At 48.6% G+C, this 14,909-nt stretch carries 17 protein-coding genes and 1 pseudogene; all 18 read right to left on the reverse strand.

What is annotated here, in order from left to right:
• Window positions 1-36 precede the first annotated feature (36 nt).
• The 18 genes and pseudogenes from L384_RS00455 to L384_RS00390 all read right to left on the reverse strand — a co-directional run bounded on the left by L384_RS00455 (window position 37) and on the right by L384_RS00390 (window position 14,751).
• The gene (locus L384_RS00455) at window positions 37-1,578 is read right to left on the reverse strand and encodes a peptide MFS transporter (RefSeq protein ID WP_023314644.1); all 1,542 of its coding nucleotides are present in this window, start codon (window positions 1,576-1,578) and stop codon (window positions 37-39) included.
• A gap of 471 nt (window positions 1,579-2,049) precedes the next feature.
• Complete coding sequence (locus L384_RS00450; RefSeq protein WP_023325047.1) at window positions 2,050-2,577, reverse strand: hypothetical protein; 528 nt, start codon at window positions 2,575-2,577, stop codon at window positions 2,050-2,052.
• Between the two features lie 379 nt (window positions 2,578-2,956).
• Window positions 2,957-3,517, reverse strand: a complete 561-nt coding sequence (locus L384_RS21565) for a hypothetical protein (protein WP_023325048.1) — start codon at window positions 3,515-3,517, stop codon at window positions 2,957-2,959.
• 19 nt (window positions 3,518-3,536) lie between these two features.
• Window positions 3,537-3,872 carry an STAS-like domain-containing protein gene (locus L384_RS00445; protein ID WP_023325049.1) on the reverse strand — a complete coding sequence of 112 codons (336 nt, stop codon included), beginning with the start codon at window positions 3,870-3,872 and terminating at the stop codon, window positions 3,537-3,539.
• A 1-nt stretch (window position 3,873) separates the two neighbouring features.
• Entirely contained in the window at window positions 3,874-4,803 is a 930-nt protein-coding gene (locus L384_RS00440; protein ID WP_023325050.1) for a hypothetical protein, read from the reverse strand.
• 601 nt (window positions 4,804-5,404) lie between these two features.
• Window positions 5,405-5,731: a hypothetical protein gene (locus L384_RS0121450; protein ID WP_023325051.1), complete on the reverse strand. Its 327-nt coding sequence runs from the start codon at window positions 5,729-5,731 to the stop codon at window positions 5,405-5,407.
• A 235-nt stretch (window positions 5,732-5,966) separates the two neighbouring features.
• Window positions 5,967-6,752: a hypothetical protein gene (locus L384_RS00435; RefSeq protein WP_023325053.1), complete on the reverse strand. Its 786-nt coding sequence runs from the start codon at window positions 6,750-6,752 to the stop codon at window positions 5,967-5,969.
• Complete coding sequence (locus L384_RS22675) at window positions 6,749-6,922, reverse strand: hypothetical protein (protein ID WP_014830800.1); 174 nt, start codon at window positions 6,920-6,922, stop codon at window positions 6,749-6,751. Before L384_RS22675 ends, L384_RS00435 begins: the two co-directional genes overlap by 4 nt.
• A gap of 412 nt (window positions 6,923-7,334) precedes the next feature.
• Complete coding sequence (locus tag L384_RS00430) at window positions 7,335-9,098, reverse strand: DNA primase family protein (RefSeq protein WP_023325054.1); 1,764 nt, start codon at window positions 9,096-9,098, stop codon at window positions 7,335-7,337.
• The gene (locus tag L384_RS00425; RefSeq protein WP_023325055.1) at window positions 9,095-9,409 is read right to left on the reverse strand and encodes a DUF4222 domain-containing protein; all 315 of its coding nucleotides are present in this window, start codon (window positions 9,407-9,409) and stop codon (window positions 9,095-9,097) included. The genes L384_RS00430 and L384_RS00425 overlap by 4 nt, the downstream gene beginning before the upstream one ends.
• Before the next feature lie 10 nt (window positions 9,410-9,419).
• Window positions 9,420-9,623: a hypothetical protein gene (locus L384_RS00420; RefSeq protein WP_023325056.1), complete on the reverse strand. Its 204-nt coding sequence runs from the start codon at window positions 9,621-9,623 to the stop codon at window positions 9,420-9,422.
• A gap of 115 nt (window positions 9,624-9,738) precedes the next feature.
• The gene (locus L384_RS00415; protein WP_023299399.1) at window positions 9,739-10,614 is read right to left on the reverse strand and encodes a tyrosine-type recombinase/integrase; all 876 of its coding nucleotides are present in this window, start codon (window positions 10,612-10,614) and stop codon (window positions 9,739-9,741) included.
• Entirely contained in the window at window positions 10,607-10,852 is a 246-nt protein-coding gene (locus tag L384_RS22720) for a host cell division inhibitor Icd-like protein (protein WP_020802552.1), read from the reverse strand. The genes L384_RS00415 and L384_RS22720 overlap by 8 nt, the downstream gene beginning before the upstream one ends.
• Before the next feature lie 47 nt (window positions 10,853-10,899).
• A pseudogene (locus L384_RS22680) lies at window positions 10,900-11,211 on the reverse strand (ash family protein); the annotation flags it as partial.
• Window positions 11,212-11,291: 80 nt separating this feature from the next.
• Window positions 11,292-11,918 (reverse strand): BRO-N domain-containing protein, encoded by a 627-nt coding sequence (locus tag L384_RS00405; RefSeq protein WP_023325058.1) that lies wholly within the window; start codon window positions 11,916-11,918, stop codon window positions 11,292-11,294.
• A 40-nt stretch (window positions 11,919-11,958) separates the two neighbouring features.
• Window positions 11,959-12,174 (reverse strand): helix-turn-helix transcriptional regulator, encoded by a 216-nt coding sequence (locus tag L384_RS00400; RefSeq protein WP_023325059.1) that lies wholly within the window; start codon window positions 12,172-12,174, stop codon window positions 11,959-11,961.
• Between the two features lie 667 nt (window positions 12,175-12,841).
• The gene (locus tag L384_RS00395; protein ID WP_023325060.1) at window positions 12,842-13,492 is read right to left on the reverse strand and encodes a hypothetical protein; all 651 of its coding nucleotides are present in this window, start codon (window positions 13,490-13,492) and stop codon (window positions 12,842-12,844) included.
• Window positions 13,493-13,527: 35 nt separating this feature from the next.
• Window positions 13,528-14,751 (reverse strand): tyrosine-type recombinase/integrase, encoded by a 1,224-nt coding sequence (locus tag L384_RS00390; RefSeq protein ID WP_023325061.1) that lies wholly within the window; start codon window positions 14,749-14,751, stop codon window positions 13,528-13,530.
• Between the last annotated feature and the right edge of the window lie 158 nt (window positions 14,752-14,909).

A 14,909-nucleotide genomic window follows, 5' to 3' on the forward strand; every position in this document is an offset into this window, starting at 1 on the left:
CGGGGCAGGACAACTGCCCCGGCAGACTGAATGGTATCAGGCTTCGGTAGCCGGTTTAGTTTGCGCATTTTCCAGCATGCGACGTACCGGAACAATGAGGACGAACAGCACCGCAGCACAAATCAGCAGCGCGATGGAGCAACGGGCAAAGAGGTCTGGCAGCATATCCAGCTGGTCGGCCTTCACGTGACCGCCAATCAGCCCCGCAGCCAGGTTACCCAGTGCACTGGCGCAGAACCACAGGCCCATCATCTGGCCGCGCATTCTTTCCGGCGCCAGCAGGGTCATGGTCGCCAGACCAATCGGACTCAGGCACAGTTCCCCGAGCGTCAGCATCAGGATACTGCCCACCAGCCAGAACGGAGAAACCCCTGCCCCACCATTGCTCAGTACGTTCTGCGCCGCCAGCATCATCAGGCCAAAGCCCGCCGCTGCACACAGAATACCGATCACGAACTTGGTGATGCTGCTCGGACGAATGTTTTTGCTCGCCAGCTTCGGCCATGCCCAGCTAAATACCGGGGCCAGCAGAATGATGAACAGGGCATTAATCGACTGGAACCACACCGCCGGGATCTCAAAATCACCGATCATGCGGTTAGTGTAGTCGTTGGCGAACAGGTTGAAGGAGGTTGGCTTCTGCTCGAACGCGGACCAGAAGAACGCGGCGGAGACCAGCAGAATAAAGCACACCAGCAGCCTTGCGCGCTCTTTGCGATTCAGCCCGGCGAAGATGAACAGATAGATGAAGTAGAGCGCGACGGAGGCGGCAATCACATACACCAGCACGCTGGCGACCGCGACCGGATTAATCACAATCACGCCCTGGGCAATCAACGTAACGATGATTGCAACACCCACAGCCAGCGCCAGCAGCCAGGCGCCCACGCCGTTACGTTTCACTACCGGACTGTTCCAGGTGGAGTCCAGACCGACTTCGCTGTCGTAACGCTTCATGGCCGGAACGGCAAACACGCGGAAGATAATCAGGGCGACCAGCATCCCGATACCACCGATACCAAAGCCCCAGTGCCAGCCGTGGGTTTTAATCAGCCAGCCGGAAATCAGAGGGGCAATGAACGAGCCCATGTTGATGCCCATATAGAACAGCGAGAAACCGCCGTCACGACGCGCATCGCCCTTTTTGTACAGTGTCCCCACCATGACCGAGATACAGGTCTTGAACAGGCCGGAGCCGAGCACGATAAACATCAGGCCGATGAAGAACAGGTTGTCGCCCATGATGGCCGACAGGGCAATCGACAGGTGCCCAAGCGCAATCAAAATCGAACCGTACCAGACGGCCCGCTGCTGGCCGAGCCAGTTATCCGCCAGCCAGCCGCCCGGCAGCGCGGCGAGGTACATGGTGCCGGCAAAAATACCGACAATCGCCGAGGCGTTTTCACGCGCCAGGCCCATTCCGCCGTCATACACGGTGGCGGCCATAAACAGGATCAGTAGCGGGCGAATACCGTAAAACGAGAAACGCTCCCACATCTCGGTGAAGAACAGAGAACCGAGCGGATAAGGATGGCCGAAGAAGGTTCGGCTCTCTTTTTGATTAACAGAGGATTGCATAATTCTCCCGAAAAGGTATGTGTCGTGCTTGTAAACACCAGCATGTACGCCGAACGGTTACGTATCCGATCGATTTTTTACATGCGGCGAAATGTTGGTTAACCATTTGATAACCAGGCGCTAGTTTTGTCTAGTACCGAACCCTGGACTTTAAGACGAAAATTCGACGATTGTCTACTTTCTTAGATATAAACATGGTTCAAAGCGAATAGTGATTGACATCACACAGGGAAGGCGGGCCTTTTGAATGAGCGAAAAAAAAACCGCGACAGGCGCGGGTTTTAGTGAGATCGGTAAGGATTATTTGCTTTTCTTAATGTGAAAGAGGGAAACCAAAATAACTAATTGTTTTTAAAGGTTTTTGTATTTAAACTTAGTCTTTTGTGTACACTCTTGTGTACACAAATAGAACAACTAGCCAATGGCTTGATGAGTCCTTGTTAACCGATGACACCATCTGTAGCTCAAACTTCAAAGCATGAAATCAGGGCGATGGGTTGAAATGCAAGCAGAGACTTTTTCAATTAATTTAAGACAATATTCGATAAAGGCATCATCAACTTTCACCAGCCCATCAATGCCGGACACATCACCCTCTTCGAAAACAGGTACATTTGGTGTTTCCACCACAAAAGGTAATGAGCTAATTTTACCTAGCAAGAGCCTATAACTTGCTCCATCACCATGTTTTAAGGCGTTGATAGCAAGATAACAATTATGGAAATCCTCCTTCAATGCAACTTGCCCTACTTGTTCAAGTATTAACTCTGCTTCTCTGTAACCGTTTTTGGCACCCAACCCCCGCTGTAAATGAGCTTCAAAAATTGAAAACAACCCAACCGCATGAATCATCTTCTGGAGATTGAGCGCCTGGAGATTTTTGACAGGCGGTGTCGATCCGGTTTCCGACAACTCATCGACGGTTCTTTCATAGGCTTCGTTTATCGCGTTTAACGAAAAATAGGTGCACCTATAAGCCAGTTCATAAAAATGATGCATGTTTCAAGTCCTTAAATGTTAGTCGAAGCTTTCGAGCCGAATGAAATTATATAAATAAGTTCAACAAACTTGAATGTAGAAAGCAACGATAACTTAGAGCGCGTATAGCCAAAAATCCCTTTGACGGTGCCGGTGGGTGACAACTTTTGACAACTCAATCAGATCACCAACTTCTAAGCAAACCAGAACAGCGACCTGAAAGAGGCGATAATAGGAGTGAATACCACAATTTAACTCATTGACTTAACTAACAATATAAAATCAAATCTTTCAGGCACCCCCATTTCATTGAAAGATTGTCTACTTAATGTCGTTATTAATTTAGACATAAAAAACCGAAAGAAATATCAAGCAAGTTTAAAACACAAACATCATATTTTTAATCGTACGACTTCGAACAATAATGGCAATAAGGTTCAAAATGCTCTAAATAATAAGGGAAATACTTAACTTTGGAGTATGGAGGGTGCGTTTTTTCAAATTCACTATACAAATTCCCAATGAATTTTAAAGATGAATCAACAATCAATTGGCATTTTTCATGTTTTTCTTCCAAGGTCATGTTTTTTTTGTTTTCAACATACAAAGTTGCATCATCCTGGAAGCTTGCAGCCAAGGCATAATCAATACAGATATCTCTCCGCTCCAAATTTCCTATGAAATTAAGAATTTGCGACATTTTTGAACCAAAGGAAATTGTAAATGCTCTGGAGGTCATAATGAAATCATCATCCGCATCATCTTTAGATGACCAGTATTTAATAGCAATCTCAACTGATTCATTGCTTAGTTTAAGTACATGGTCAACCAAAGCTTTACTTTCGGACCTGGTCGCTATTTTTTTTGCATTATGGTAAACGACCTTCCACCCAATAAAAACCAACAAAATACTGCCAATACTGAAAATCCATGTATTGCTTTGAATTTCAGAAAAATCCATCTCAAATATTCCCTTTCAATTACCTGTTTTCAGTATCAGCTTCAGAAATAAATTTCTTAATCTGAATTTCATAAATTGGGGTTCTGGCTATAATTTTTAATTTTCTCAGCAACTCTTCTTTATTATAATGCTCGATGCGAACTAAACCGCCAAAAGCTTCCTCAAAGAAAGATGAGCCAATTACCAAAGCTATGCCATTGAAATCAACGGTAACAACAGCCTCACGCCCTTGATTCTTCCGTAACTCAGGTAATAGCCTCTCCTTACGAAAGCGTGTCCCATTGTTTGGGCCGTCATGCTCATCTCTGCCAAAAGGAGTTCTGGAGAATTCTTTTGCAACATTAATGTATGACATATCAACCTCGCTTCGGTGCTAACGTCCAATGTATTATTGTACCAGGTATACTCGGTTTAAGTGTAGACATAACCGGATCTTTCCCCTTAGTTTCAGAATCTAGCACATATAGTGAACTCTGAGTGAAAACCATCAGTTTTTCGTGCCTTGTTTTTGCCATAGCGACTGGCCTCTTGATGTCCTCCGAGCCATTACCCCTGCCGGGCTTTCTGTAGCGCGAGTTACCTGAGGTTAATGCCTCGACCACCTGGTTCTGTTCGAGTACAAACTGTGTTGTGCTATCCAGTTTTTCGTTCGTGTAAGACGTGGCTATTCCCATACCTAAGTCACAGATAATGAATACAACTCTGTCACCTTTAGGATCAAACCAGGAACATTGCCACCATCGTTTGCCTCCCATCATTTCGGTGATGATCTGAAGTTCTGGGGTTTCATAAGCATGGTTCTTAACGTTTAGCATTGCCTCGTTAATCCCCATCATCAGCATCGTTTCTTGATCGATGTCTAATAACGCTTTCTCTTTAAGCATCTGCATCGTTGTTGCAAGAGCCTCCTCCGGATCAACAGAGGATTGGAAGTAACGCTTTTGAGCCACAAGAGCATTAAGTTTGTCCAAATTGTTAGCAAGCAATGCTTTTGCTAAACCAGTACTCACTATCCACCTGTACCCCTCAGGGTTATCATCCTTTTTTGGTTGAATGATACGAGGTATGGCCTTACCTTCAAGTACAAAATATGCTCTGTTGATTACAGCAAAAAGAAGCACGGAAGCAGCTGCACTTGCAAATTTTACATCAGACAAATCAATTGTTAATGGGTCAGTACTGAAATGCAATTTGTTGATAACATTCCCAATAAAACTTAGTGATTTGCTCCGAGAAGCTTCATCATTTATACAAAATTTTAAGGGTGCTTTTTCAATATTTGACATCGGGATGCCATCTCAGTAAATGCTATCTAAAGCACACCATATCATTTATAACAAAAAAAATCATAAGCTTATGTCAGAAAACGCAAGGAATTCTTATGTTTAGTGATACTCACAACAGAATTTGTTGCGGTATAATGTTGAACACATTGCAGCAACTGTAACTTAGAGCGCGTTCTGCCAAAAATCCCTTGACGGTGTCGGTGGGTGACAACTTTTGACAACTCAATCTGAACGCCAGCGTCCGGGCAAACCAGCACAGCGATCTGAAAGAGGCTCGAGGATGGTTGCAAGGTGGGGTGCTTAACACCTCCCCTTCCCGAGTTCGTGTACCTGAAGTTTTCTAAAGCGGTAGCGGTTGACACTTTACCCCTAGTTTTCCCTAGTAAGGCATAACAAACCATAACAGGCTGACACCTGCCCTGCTTCGCATCAGGATTAACAAAAGCTAACAGCCAAGGCTCAACAAATCTCAACGCCAGCCCTTTACACTTCTGCTATAGCTGCTGTTCGTAGGCGTTAGGATCCGTTAGGTTGGGTTGACACTTTTCCCTGTTTTTCACGAAAAAGTGTCAAGTTAAAGGAGTTAGGTTTGGCCGGGGGTTTACAGTTTTTCACCTGACAGCAGACAGAGTGCCTTTAATCCTGTTTCGCTCCAGTCATCCTGATTGTCGGGATGCATTGCGGCTACATAGGCCAGCTCGGAACGCAGGAAACGCAGACCACCAGCCATGTGATCTTTGCCATAGAAGCTGTGGGTTTCTTCATCCAGACGGAAGAGAGTCAGCAGTTGTTCATCGGGCTCGTGCTGAACATCAAAACCCAGCTCAGCGGCTGCTGCCTCTATTCGTTGGCCAGCATTAATATCAGCTGGCAGCTCTTTCCCGCCGTCATGCTCCCATACCCACGCGGCGGCCTGCGCCCACGTCATTGCATTGTGATGATCACCAGCACCAGCACCAGCACCAGCACCAGCACCAGCACCAGCACCAGCAGAATTTTGTTTAGCCTGCGATGCTTCGACATCCACTTTATCGCCTGAAATTACAATTTCACCGCGGGCTATCCAGCCGTAAACAGTTTGCCGGCTGACGCCCATATGCCTGGCGTAGGCTGATTTACTTAACAGCATCCTGTGTTTCCCTCCGGGCAGAAAAAAGCCGCCCTCAGGCGGCCTGCTTCTCTTCTGAATGTGTCTGCCGCTGGCTGCCTTTGAGCATCACGTTGACATGTTCGCTTAACTGGTCAAGGCCGGTCATGCGTGGCTGTACGTCTGATGGATCGTCGTTCTTCCCGTAGACGAGATTGTTATACCAGGTTCGGACAGCTGTAATTTGTGCGACGTCCTTCCTTACCGCGTCGACCAGATCGGCAACCGCGTTAATCACCAGCCCGTTCTCTGATGCAATACGGGAGAAGCCGAGACGTTTTAGCTGTTCCGTATCGAGTCCCGAACACACAGCGTGCGCCCTTAGTAAGGCGTCCGCCAGCTCCTGATGCTTTCCACTGTGCATCGACAGCAGCATTTTTTCCTGACTGCGGCGATCCAGTCGGGCGAATGCCAGGCGCATTTCGCTGTCACGCATGAATCCCTGAACATCATCAGATGCCAGTGGACTAACCGGAGCGAGCTTGTTCTTCAGGTAATCGAGAATGTTTGCGGCCTGCTCGCTTACGGCTGCCATCCCGCGGGTAAAGTCTTTGAGCGTGTCCGGGTTCCGGGCTTCACCTGCCCTGCGGTTTTTTGCCTGTTCGTTCAGATCCGGATCGTTGCGGATAACGTTCAGCAAATCCGCCTCGGCTTCGGCCTGCTGCGCCGTTGTCCTCAGGCTGGTGAGTTCGCCCGCCATGCCACGGAATAAAGCGGCCATCTGAGTATTTGGCGCAACAACCTTACCGGCATAACCTGCCAGCTCGATGCTGTGTTTCCCTATTTTGATTGAGTAGCTCACTGGCCAGCCTCCATTTTTGATAGCCCTGCATCAAATACCTTGCGTGCAACAGCATGGATTGACGGCGCGATCCCCATGCCCGACTTCTGGCGCTCCCTCTCCTGGATGGTTTTCAGAGCCTGAATCTGCTCCCCGTTCAGCAGAACGGGCTTAACGTTAACCTTGCTCATAATGCCCCCTGTTATAGCGACTGTTAAAGTTCCATTAATCGCAACAATCAATTTATCAGTTGCGATTTATGAAACGATATTAATGAAATAGCAGGGGTCCGCAACGTGAAAAGAGTGGATGCGTTTTAAAGATTTTGCCCTCAAGGTGTTCATGGTGTTCATAAAGGCGATAAATTACAGACAAAACAATACATTAACCCATGAACACCGGTTACATACAGGGTTTACAAGTGTTCATGGTGTTCATATTTCTGTTTACTTAATGAGCACAGAGTTAAAGTGACCTATGAACACTATGAATACCCTATGAATACCTTACACAAAGGTGTTCATAGTCAATCTTATTGATTCAATTGAACTTTACCCAATCAATGAACACTATGAACACCTTTCGCCATATTTAGCTAAACATTCATCTTTTTTCCTCAGGTAACGGGTGCGCCTGCGGCAGCCAGTCCTCCGCACTCTCTGAAAGTTCGACGTTCGTCACCACGCCGCGGGTCTTTCTCTCCTTGCGGTACTCGTGATTAAACTCCCGCATGGCGCTTTCCATTCCCTCAGAGAATTTATTCAGCGTCAGCGGCTTCTCGAAACCGTTCGCCTCAAGAAACGTCAGATAAGCGTGATAGAGGTAAATGCGGGGGCGATGAGGCGGATTACGATTGCCCACCAGCATTCCCACGCAATCAGCCAGGCGCTCCAGATGCGCACAGAAGGCGTACAGGGGATCCGTTTTCTGCTTCACCTCCAACGCTTCTTCGCTGTTCCGTTGCTCCAGCAACAGCGCCCGCGCTTTTTCCGGGTTCGCAAAGTTCGCCAGCAGCCGGCGAACAACCACCGGAATTTCAGCGGATATCTTTTCTGCCAGTTCGGGATCCTTATCCTCTTCGCTGACGCGCCGGTTAAACTGGAAAATTACGCGGCGCCGGGAAACGCCGCCGGCACGCTCGGTGAAAATCATCGGCGTGTTGTTCGTGGCCACAACCACCGCCCGCAGAACGGCGGTGTACTGGTGCTCGTGTTTCGGGTCTATCTCCACGGCATCCCCGCCGGTTATCGCTTTTATCCCGGTGCCCTCTCCTGAATATTTGGGCTGATCAGGAAGCGTTATCATGCTCTTGCCGACGAACTGCGCCCGCCCGCGCGCGCTGTCGAGCGCCGCCATGTTCCCGCTGGCGGTGTTATGCGCGCCGGCCAGCATCGTGGCGATGTGGGTAAAGACGCTTTTCCCGCTGCCGCCCTCCCCGGTTATCTCGAGGAAGAGCTGCCAGTCGTACCGGTTTGCCAGCACCATAAAGAGCGCCGCAGCGATGCGCTGCATCTTAATTGCGTCTCTATCTGATGCGTAACTTAGCCACTTATGGAAGTTCGGCGCGTGGTCGCGGAGGTTTTCGCCCGGCACCGCCGGTGTGTAGGTCACGCCGTTGTGGTTGGTCAGCCAGTTATCCTGGCTGTGTTCGGAGAAAACGCCGGTTTCCATATCGTAGACGCCATTAGCAAAGGGGATCAGGCTGCGCCGCGGCTCCCCCATTACCGGGATAACGATTTTCAGGGCGTCGATAACGTTGTTGATCGCGCGCTTGCTGAAGTTGGTTTTGTTCTCGTTGTAGATAGACACCATTTCGCGGCTCAGCTCGAGCAGTGACGTTTTCTCCCAGATGCCCGCGCGGTAGACGTACACGCCTTCGCTGTTTTCATTGATCGCAATGCCGGTGTAACGCGCGGCCAGTATGAGCGCCTTTTCGTTATCAGCCAGGTCGCGAAGGTTTACATCCGTCAGCGGTTTGCCGATCACCATGCTTTTGCCGGCTTCCGCATCGGCTTTGAGGCGCGGCAACTGGGGCGTCCAGTCCTCCAGAAGCTGATAACCTTCAGAGTAGAATTGCGCGCGCTCCACGCCGGCCACCGCCAGCTTTGTCGCGAGAATGGTTATCTGCCGTTCGGTCAGATGCCCGCCGCGGCAAACCCGGGCATAGAGCCGGCCATCATCAACAATGCGGATATTCTCCAGCTCCGCCAGCTGCTTTTTATCCAGCACAACCGGCGGCACCGTGTCGCCAATCGGGTTCATTTCCTGCCATGCTTTGGCGAACGTCCAGGCATCGGCGCCGGCAAAGATGATTGACTCCTCCATGAGATCCGCCGGCTGCTTTTTAAGGTTTGGTGCATTCTTCATTTTCTGTTCCCTCGCTCCCTGATGATTTCCCGCATGACACGAATTCGCTCGATGCCCTGTACCCGCATAATCCGATCGATATCTTTTTCGCCGGCGACCGGCGCGGAAGAAACAAATTCAAATTCCCGCACCAGTCTTTCTGGCGTGCAAAAACAGGGTGAGCTGTACCCCTCGCGGCAATATGTCACTCTGTCGAATCGGTAACTTTCGATAATTACGATGTTGCCCCGACCGTCCTTCCATTTATCGCCCGGCCTGATTTCAGGGTGAGCGCGGCCACCAGCAGCTAAGCCGGAATTTTTAATCGTCATATTTTTTACCTCACGCCGCTGGCGGGATTACCTGATAACCAATTTTCCTCAGAAAGCGCGCGGCACTCTCCACCGTAAAAATGATCTCGTCGTCCATAAGGGGGCGCATCGACTGAAGACCATTTGACGTGTCCACCAGATAGCGGCCGCCGGCCGGGAAACTGAAAACGTTTCTGCCGTCGGCCCGGCGAACCAGATCGTAAACAGGAGTCACAATTTCTCCTCCCCGTCCCTTAATAACTGGCTGGCAAAACAATATCGCGCACTATTTAATTGCTCAGATACGTGATCGGCAAAAGCGCCGAGACGGCAAAACTGGATAACCATTTTCATACAGATACCTCCATGGCCAGACGGGATTGAATGGCGGAGGCCTTGCTGCCTAACTGGAGGTAAGTTCGGGTGATTGCCGGGTTACTGTGCCCGAGCATTTCAGAGGCGACCAGCAAACCCTGTTCGCCGCCGGCGGACATGAGATTAAAGGCGGCAATCTTGCGGCTGGAATAGGCACTCAGCCGCAGACGCGTGTTTACCACTCGGGTAAACCACACCATTACGTTGTGCAGTTTCTTCCAGATCGTCTGGCGGCTCACGCTACCTTCCAGAGACTGGCAACGGTTACTTTCAATCTGGCTGCGGGAAAATACCAGGTCGTCACCGATAAGATTGCGCTCCATGCGTTCACGCAGTCGTTTGATGATGCCCGGCGGCAGCTGTTTGGTATCGTGCTTAACTTCAGCCTTTGCCACCAGCTCAAACACGATCGCCTGTTCTTCTTCCGTCATGCCGGCGGCCAGCTCGTCGCAGCTCACGCTATCCCAGTGCATGTACCCAATGTGATCGCCAGCAAGCCGGGCGGCGTCCTTGCGCTGCTGGCGAACAATCTCGATCCCCTTCCGGGTCGCTCTGGCTTCCGCTGCTTTGGTCTGCTTCGCTACGATAATTGTTGCAATGCCGGTTTCCCAGTTGATGCAGGAGTAACGGAAGTTGCACACGTCGCTGGTACGCCAGCCGGTAACGGTCGCAATATCCCACCAGAGTAAAACCCAGTCCGGCTGGGTCTGCTGGATACGTTCGCGCAGTTTGCGCTGCTCTTCCCGTTCGTAAACGGGCGTCATGGTGCGGGTGCCTTTCGTGGTAGTAGCTTTTACCACGTTACCGCGCAGCTCGCGGGCTTTAGCTGTCAGGGTCTGTAGGTTAAACATGGCTACCTCCCAATTTCGCAACATCCAGTTCAAACGCGCCGCTGCTGTACTGATAAAGCGAACATTCAGAGCGAATTTTGGCGGCAAAGATAAGATCCCAGCGGGAATAAAACTCGCGGGCCTCTTGCTCACTGTCGGCAACGATGCGGATAACAACGGGAGTGCAGGTCCGGCCTTTCGGCGTACCGAGGAAAAGCCAGGTGAATTTGGGCAGTTTTTGGGTTGGGGTAGTAGCCATGTGGCAGCCTCCTTTTGCTTACTGGAGTCACCACCTGAGTTCTCACGCTCATAAAGGGTGGTGACACTGACGGGGGTGAGAATACCGGTGCAAAAGGATACCGGCCAGCCTTTCGGCTGCCCCGCCAGCGCCACCATAGATTCGACGCGGATCTTCCCCGCAGAATGAAGATGTACTGGCTTTACGACACAAAAAAAGACGCTATAGGCGTCTGGTATCGCCTTTTGCTTATCCGGGTTCTCACGCCCGACACCAGATTTTGCTGGTGCTTTTAAAGCATACCCTTCAGTTGAATAACAAGGCAAGGAGTTTTTAGGGTGAGCGAAGCCCTGCCCCAGACGGGCATAATTGTTCTTCATGGCATTAACCTTTTTGAATTGTTTAGTGAGCTGTCGCGACAAACTTATTTTGAGTGCTCTACATCGCAAGAGCACGCAAGTTATTCATGAACCCGATTGTTGTTTCCATCCGTAGCTGGGCGAACCTCAGTGAACGGCTCGTGAACATCTTCACCTAACAGCTCAGGCTGATACTTACGCCACAGTTGAATCTCCTCGCGCTCAAGAGCCTCTTTAGCACCCTTACATTGCTGCAACTTATAACCGCGTTTACTGGCCTCCTGCTGATAGGCTGCCATACGCCGGCTAAAATCGTTCAGGAACACGAACGGCACGCCATAAGAGCCAGTTTTGCGGATTGAGGGAATCACCTCGCGAAATACCCAATTACTGAAACGATGGGCGAATGTGCCTGCCGTAGTAGCTTTGCGGCTACGGGCGATCAGTTTGTAGAAACCAGATTCAGAGACAGCACTATGATTTGGGTTTCCACGAATACCGTAAGTTAAAGTTACGGTATTTCTCTCGTCATCATCCAGAGCCTGCAACGCCATACGCGAATTGGATAATTCCAGCGCCGCGCAAACATCCTTTGCAACGAACCACGGTTCACCATTGAGCTTAACAATGCGAACTTTTAGCCCCTCAAAATTGATAACGGAAATATCATCACTACAGTTTTCAGGGTGAGGGAAGCCCTGACCATTAAGGCCATTATTTGATTTCATACTTTTCCTCGAATCTAATTTACAGAAGTGAAGATCTGACTTAGTTAGCTTTGCGCCGCTCTTCTAGCCAGCGATTAATCTCTAGCGCATCAAAAGCAGTCACGTTGTCACTTAACTTGACGGGACGTGGCAAGATTCCATTTTTGACCCAACGATCAATTGTGGGCATGGATACCCCAAGCAACGCAGGCATACGGAAACGACGGATGTAACCTTCAGTAGGAATAGCTGAGTAAACTTCCTGTTTTTCCAACATTTTTATGCTCCTGTGATAGCTGGTAAGGTTAGATGAAGTTTAATGATTCCTTACGCAGCATTTCCAGCATAAATAGATTCTTTTGAAAGAAATTGGGTTTCTTTTGAAATAATGAATATCTTTTGAAAAACAAGGTGACCGCCGAAAATTTGATCACTGTTATAAAACAGGACATTACAAGTCATACGAACATGATGAGTTATCAACGCTTTACATCTTTTTGTAGGTCTAGGTATCTCTAGGTATCATTTGGTATGTATGCTCATCACATGTAACTCAATGGGTTACATTGGCTGTTAATGACTGTTATTGGCCGTTAATGCCCAGCTATGACTTGCAGTGAGGTTATATGAGAAGACTTAACCTACCAATGCATAACGTCGTATCACTCAACATCACTCAACGTCATCCAACAATATTCAATAGCCCACAACATCATAAAACCGCACAAAACTGCGCGAAACTGCGTACAAGTGCGCTAAGTAATACAGCGGACTAACCATGACATAAAAGGGGAAAGTGGATATCGAGGGGGGGAGATCAGGAAATGAATGAGTTTTTTTGTTGCGGAACAGCTTAGTAAGGCGGATAAATATTGAGTAATGAAAACCGATAAGATGCCCATTTTGTCTTCGTGCAAGTACGCAACGGGCACTCTAACTAAACTCTATTCTGCAGCATACATCGCTAATAGCGCCTGTTTTGCCTTTGCTGCAAATGCCGCTCGGCTTATGCCTTTCGTTGATAAACCTTCAGATTCTAACAATTCCAATACGTCACTATAAATTGCACTTATATTGGGCTTTCCCGAGTTAACATATGAGGATGCCCCGGACTTTTTAACTAAGAGATGGATGAGAACCCCCATCATCTTCATCGTTCCTTCCTGTTCATCTTGTTTACGATGTTGGCCACGTCCACTTCTGTTTGTTTCTTTTATGTAATTTATAAGCTGCAGGCCACCTAAATTACGAGCCTTCTCCTCCCATCCTTTAGTGCCGCGCAAATCATCAATAGCTTCTTTAACTTTTTGAGCGATTACTTCGGGTGTACTTTCTTCAACGAACGGGAAAGCAGCTAAAAAAATGTCTAAGGCGTTACAAGCTTCATCTGTAGTTATTTTTTTATCCCTGTGAACTTTTAGCGCCCTCGCAATTGATTTGCGAGTAAGATCAACATAGTCAGAGTGCTCAGGGGGTACATCACTGAGACGCATTAGTGGATTCAAACCGGCGAGTGCCAATGCCATTTCCTGTGGCGTGATGGATACAGAAGCACATAACCTCTCAATTGGTGATTTCCTCAAGATGTCTTTCATGCTTTACTCCCTTTCACTTTAGATGTCATAACTCCTCAGTTATCCCCTCTTTCCAACGTCACCATTAATTCGGCCCAACACGATAATGCAGCTTTTCTCTCTTCGAAGTACTGGTGCCGGTTATAGATACCTTCAACGCCGGGGATTTTATGGTTTAGGCAACGCTCGGCTATCAAAGGATCAATGCCTAACGCCGCCATTTGAGTGCGCATAGTACGGCGCAAGTCATGAATACTGAACGGCTCGATTCCATGCATTTCCCTCAACACAGACGGCATGACCATATTGAGAGTTGCTCGGCTAATGTGAGTTCTGCTACTGGCTCTCCTGCCGGGTATAAACCAACGGCTGTTTCCAGCAAAAAGTCTTATTTCTTTTATCCACTCGATCACCGGCTGCGCCAATGGTATATCAATCTCATCGCCATTCTTTGCTCTTGAGCCGGGAAGATGCCAGACGCCCTTCTCAAGATCGAACTCAGTCCATTCAGCAGCACATAACTCCATTTTGCGCACACCCAGCGCCAAAATAAGTTTAAAAACTAGCTCATTTTCCCTGCTGATTCCTTGCCCACTACGCAGCGCTTTAAAGAACATTATTAACTCATCACGACTCAATGCCCGCTTTCTTCCCTTCTCCTTTCCCCCAGCATCTTTTGAGCCGAATGATATAGCAGGATTAACATCAATCATGCCTCGAACGACCGCGAAGTCAAACAGGCGTTTGAGCATACGGAGAACGTCATTAGCGACTGTGGGCGACCCACGCTTAAGAACGTCTTGAAGAACACTATCAACGTGGCGTGGGCGAACTTCTTCGACCTTCATTTTTCCAATTAAGGCCACAATATTCTTTTGCAGGCTAGCGAGGAAAAGCTCTGGATGCTTATACGTAGGCTCGATCTGACGAGAGTAATACTCAGCTGCAAGTTCAGAAACGTGGATAGCGTTCTTTTCAGCTTCAATTTTCGCTATCGCTTCAGCCTTGCGTTGTTGCTTCTCTGCAGCCACGTCATGCCCAAGAGCAACACGGGCTGCAAGTTCCTTAGCAATCTCCCTTGCTTTAGCAAGCGAGATAACAGAATAAGAACCAATCATTAAGGTCCGAGGCTTGCCGGCAAGTTTGTATCGAAAACGCCAGAATGGAGTTTTGTCTTCTTTGCGAAAGCGGAGATAAAGTCCTTCGCCATCGGACCTACCCTCGAATCGTTCGCCACTCTTGATCCACGCTCGGATCTGCATATCGGTAAGTTTTGGCATGCACGTATACCTAACAATCTACTGGTACATCAAAAAGTGTACCCAAAAGCGTAAAGGTGTACCCAAAACGACATAACAGCATGCTGGGTACACATCTGTGTACACCTAAAGGATGCACTTTCCTGAACTCTTATGATAGCCCCTGAAAACAAAAAAGC

Origin of the sequence: Enterobacter sp. MGH 38 (genome assembly GCF_000492855.1) — a bacterium.
Lineage (GTDB): Bacteria > Pseudomonadota > Gammaproteobacteria > Enterobacterales > Enterobacteriaceae > Enterobacter > Enterobacter hormaechei_C.

What these genes read in the sequence shown, in the direction of transcription:
- L384_RS00400 (WP_023325059.1), bottom strand. Translation starts at nt 12,174, where the DNA reads ATGTTGGAAAAACAGGAAGTTTACTCAGCTATTCCTACTGAAGGTTAC.
- L384_RS00455 (WP_023314644.1), bottom strand. Translation starts at nt 1,578, where the DNA reads ATGCAATCCTCTGTTAATCAAAAAGAGAGCCGAACCTTCTTCGGCCAT.
- L384_RS00445 (WP_023325049.1), bottom strand. Translation starts at nt 3,872, where the DNA reads ATGTCATACATTAATGTTGCAAAAGAATTCTCCAGAACTCCTTTTGGC.
- L384_RS00430 (WP_023325054.1), bottom strand. Translation starts at nt 9,098, where the DNA reads ATGAAGAATGCACCAAACCTTAAAAAGCAGCCGGCGGATCTCATGGAG.
- L384_RS00415 (WP_023299399.1), bottom strand. Translation starts at nt 10,614, where the DNA reads ATGTTTAACCTACAGACCCTGACAGCTAAAGCCCGCGAGCTGCGCGGT.
- L384_RS00395 (WP_023325060.1), bottom strand. Translation starts at nt 13,492, where the DNA reads ATGAAAGACATCTTGAGGAAATCACCAATTGAGAGGTTATGTGCTTCT.
- L384_RS00390 (WP_023325061.1), bottom strand. Translation starts at nt 14,751, where the DNA reads ATGCCAAAACTTACCGATATGCAGATCCGAGCGTGGATCAAGAGTGGC.
- L384_RS00440 (WP_023325050.1), bottom strand. Translation starts at nt 4,803, where the DNA reads ATGTCAAATATTGAAAAAGCACCCTTAAAATTTTGTATAAATGATGAA.
- L384_RS22720 (WP_020802552.1), bottom strand. Translation starts at nt 10,852, where the DNA reads ATGGCTACTACCCCAACCCAAAAACTGCCCAAATTCACCTGGCTTTTC.
- L384_RS00405 (WP_023325058.1), bottom strand. Translation starts at nt 11,918, where the DNA reads ATGAAATCAAATAATGGCCTTAATGGTCAGGGCTTCCCTCACCCTGAA.
- L384_RS00450 (WP_023325047.1), bottom strand. Translation starts at nt 2,577, where the DNA reads ATGCATCATTTTTATGAACTGGCTTATAGGTGCACCTATTTTTCGTTA.
- L384_RS0121450 (WP_023325051.1), bottom strand. Translation starts at nt 5,731, where the DNA reads ATGACGTGGGCGCAGGCCGCCGCGTGGGTATGGGAGCATGACGGCGGG.
- L384_RS00425 (WP_023325055.1), bottom strand. Translation starts at nt 9,409, where the DNA reads ATGACGATTAAAAATTCCGGCTTAGCTGCTGGTGGCCGCGCTCACCCT.
- L384_RS22675 (WP_014830800.1), bottom strand. Translation starts at nt 6,922, where the DNA reads ATGAGCAAGGTTAACGTTAAGCCCGTTCTGCTGAACGGGGAGCAGATT.
- L384_RS21565 (WP_023325048.1), bottom strand. Translation starts at nt 3,517, where the DNA reads ATGGATTTTTCTGAAATTCAAAGCAATACATGGATTTTCAGTATTGGC.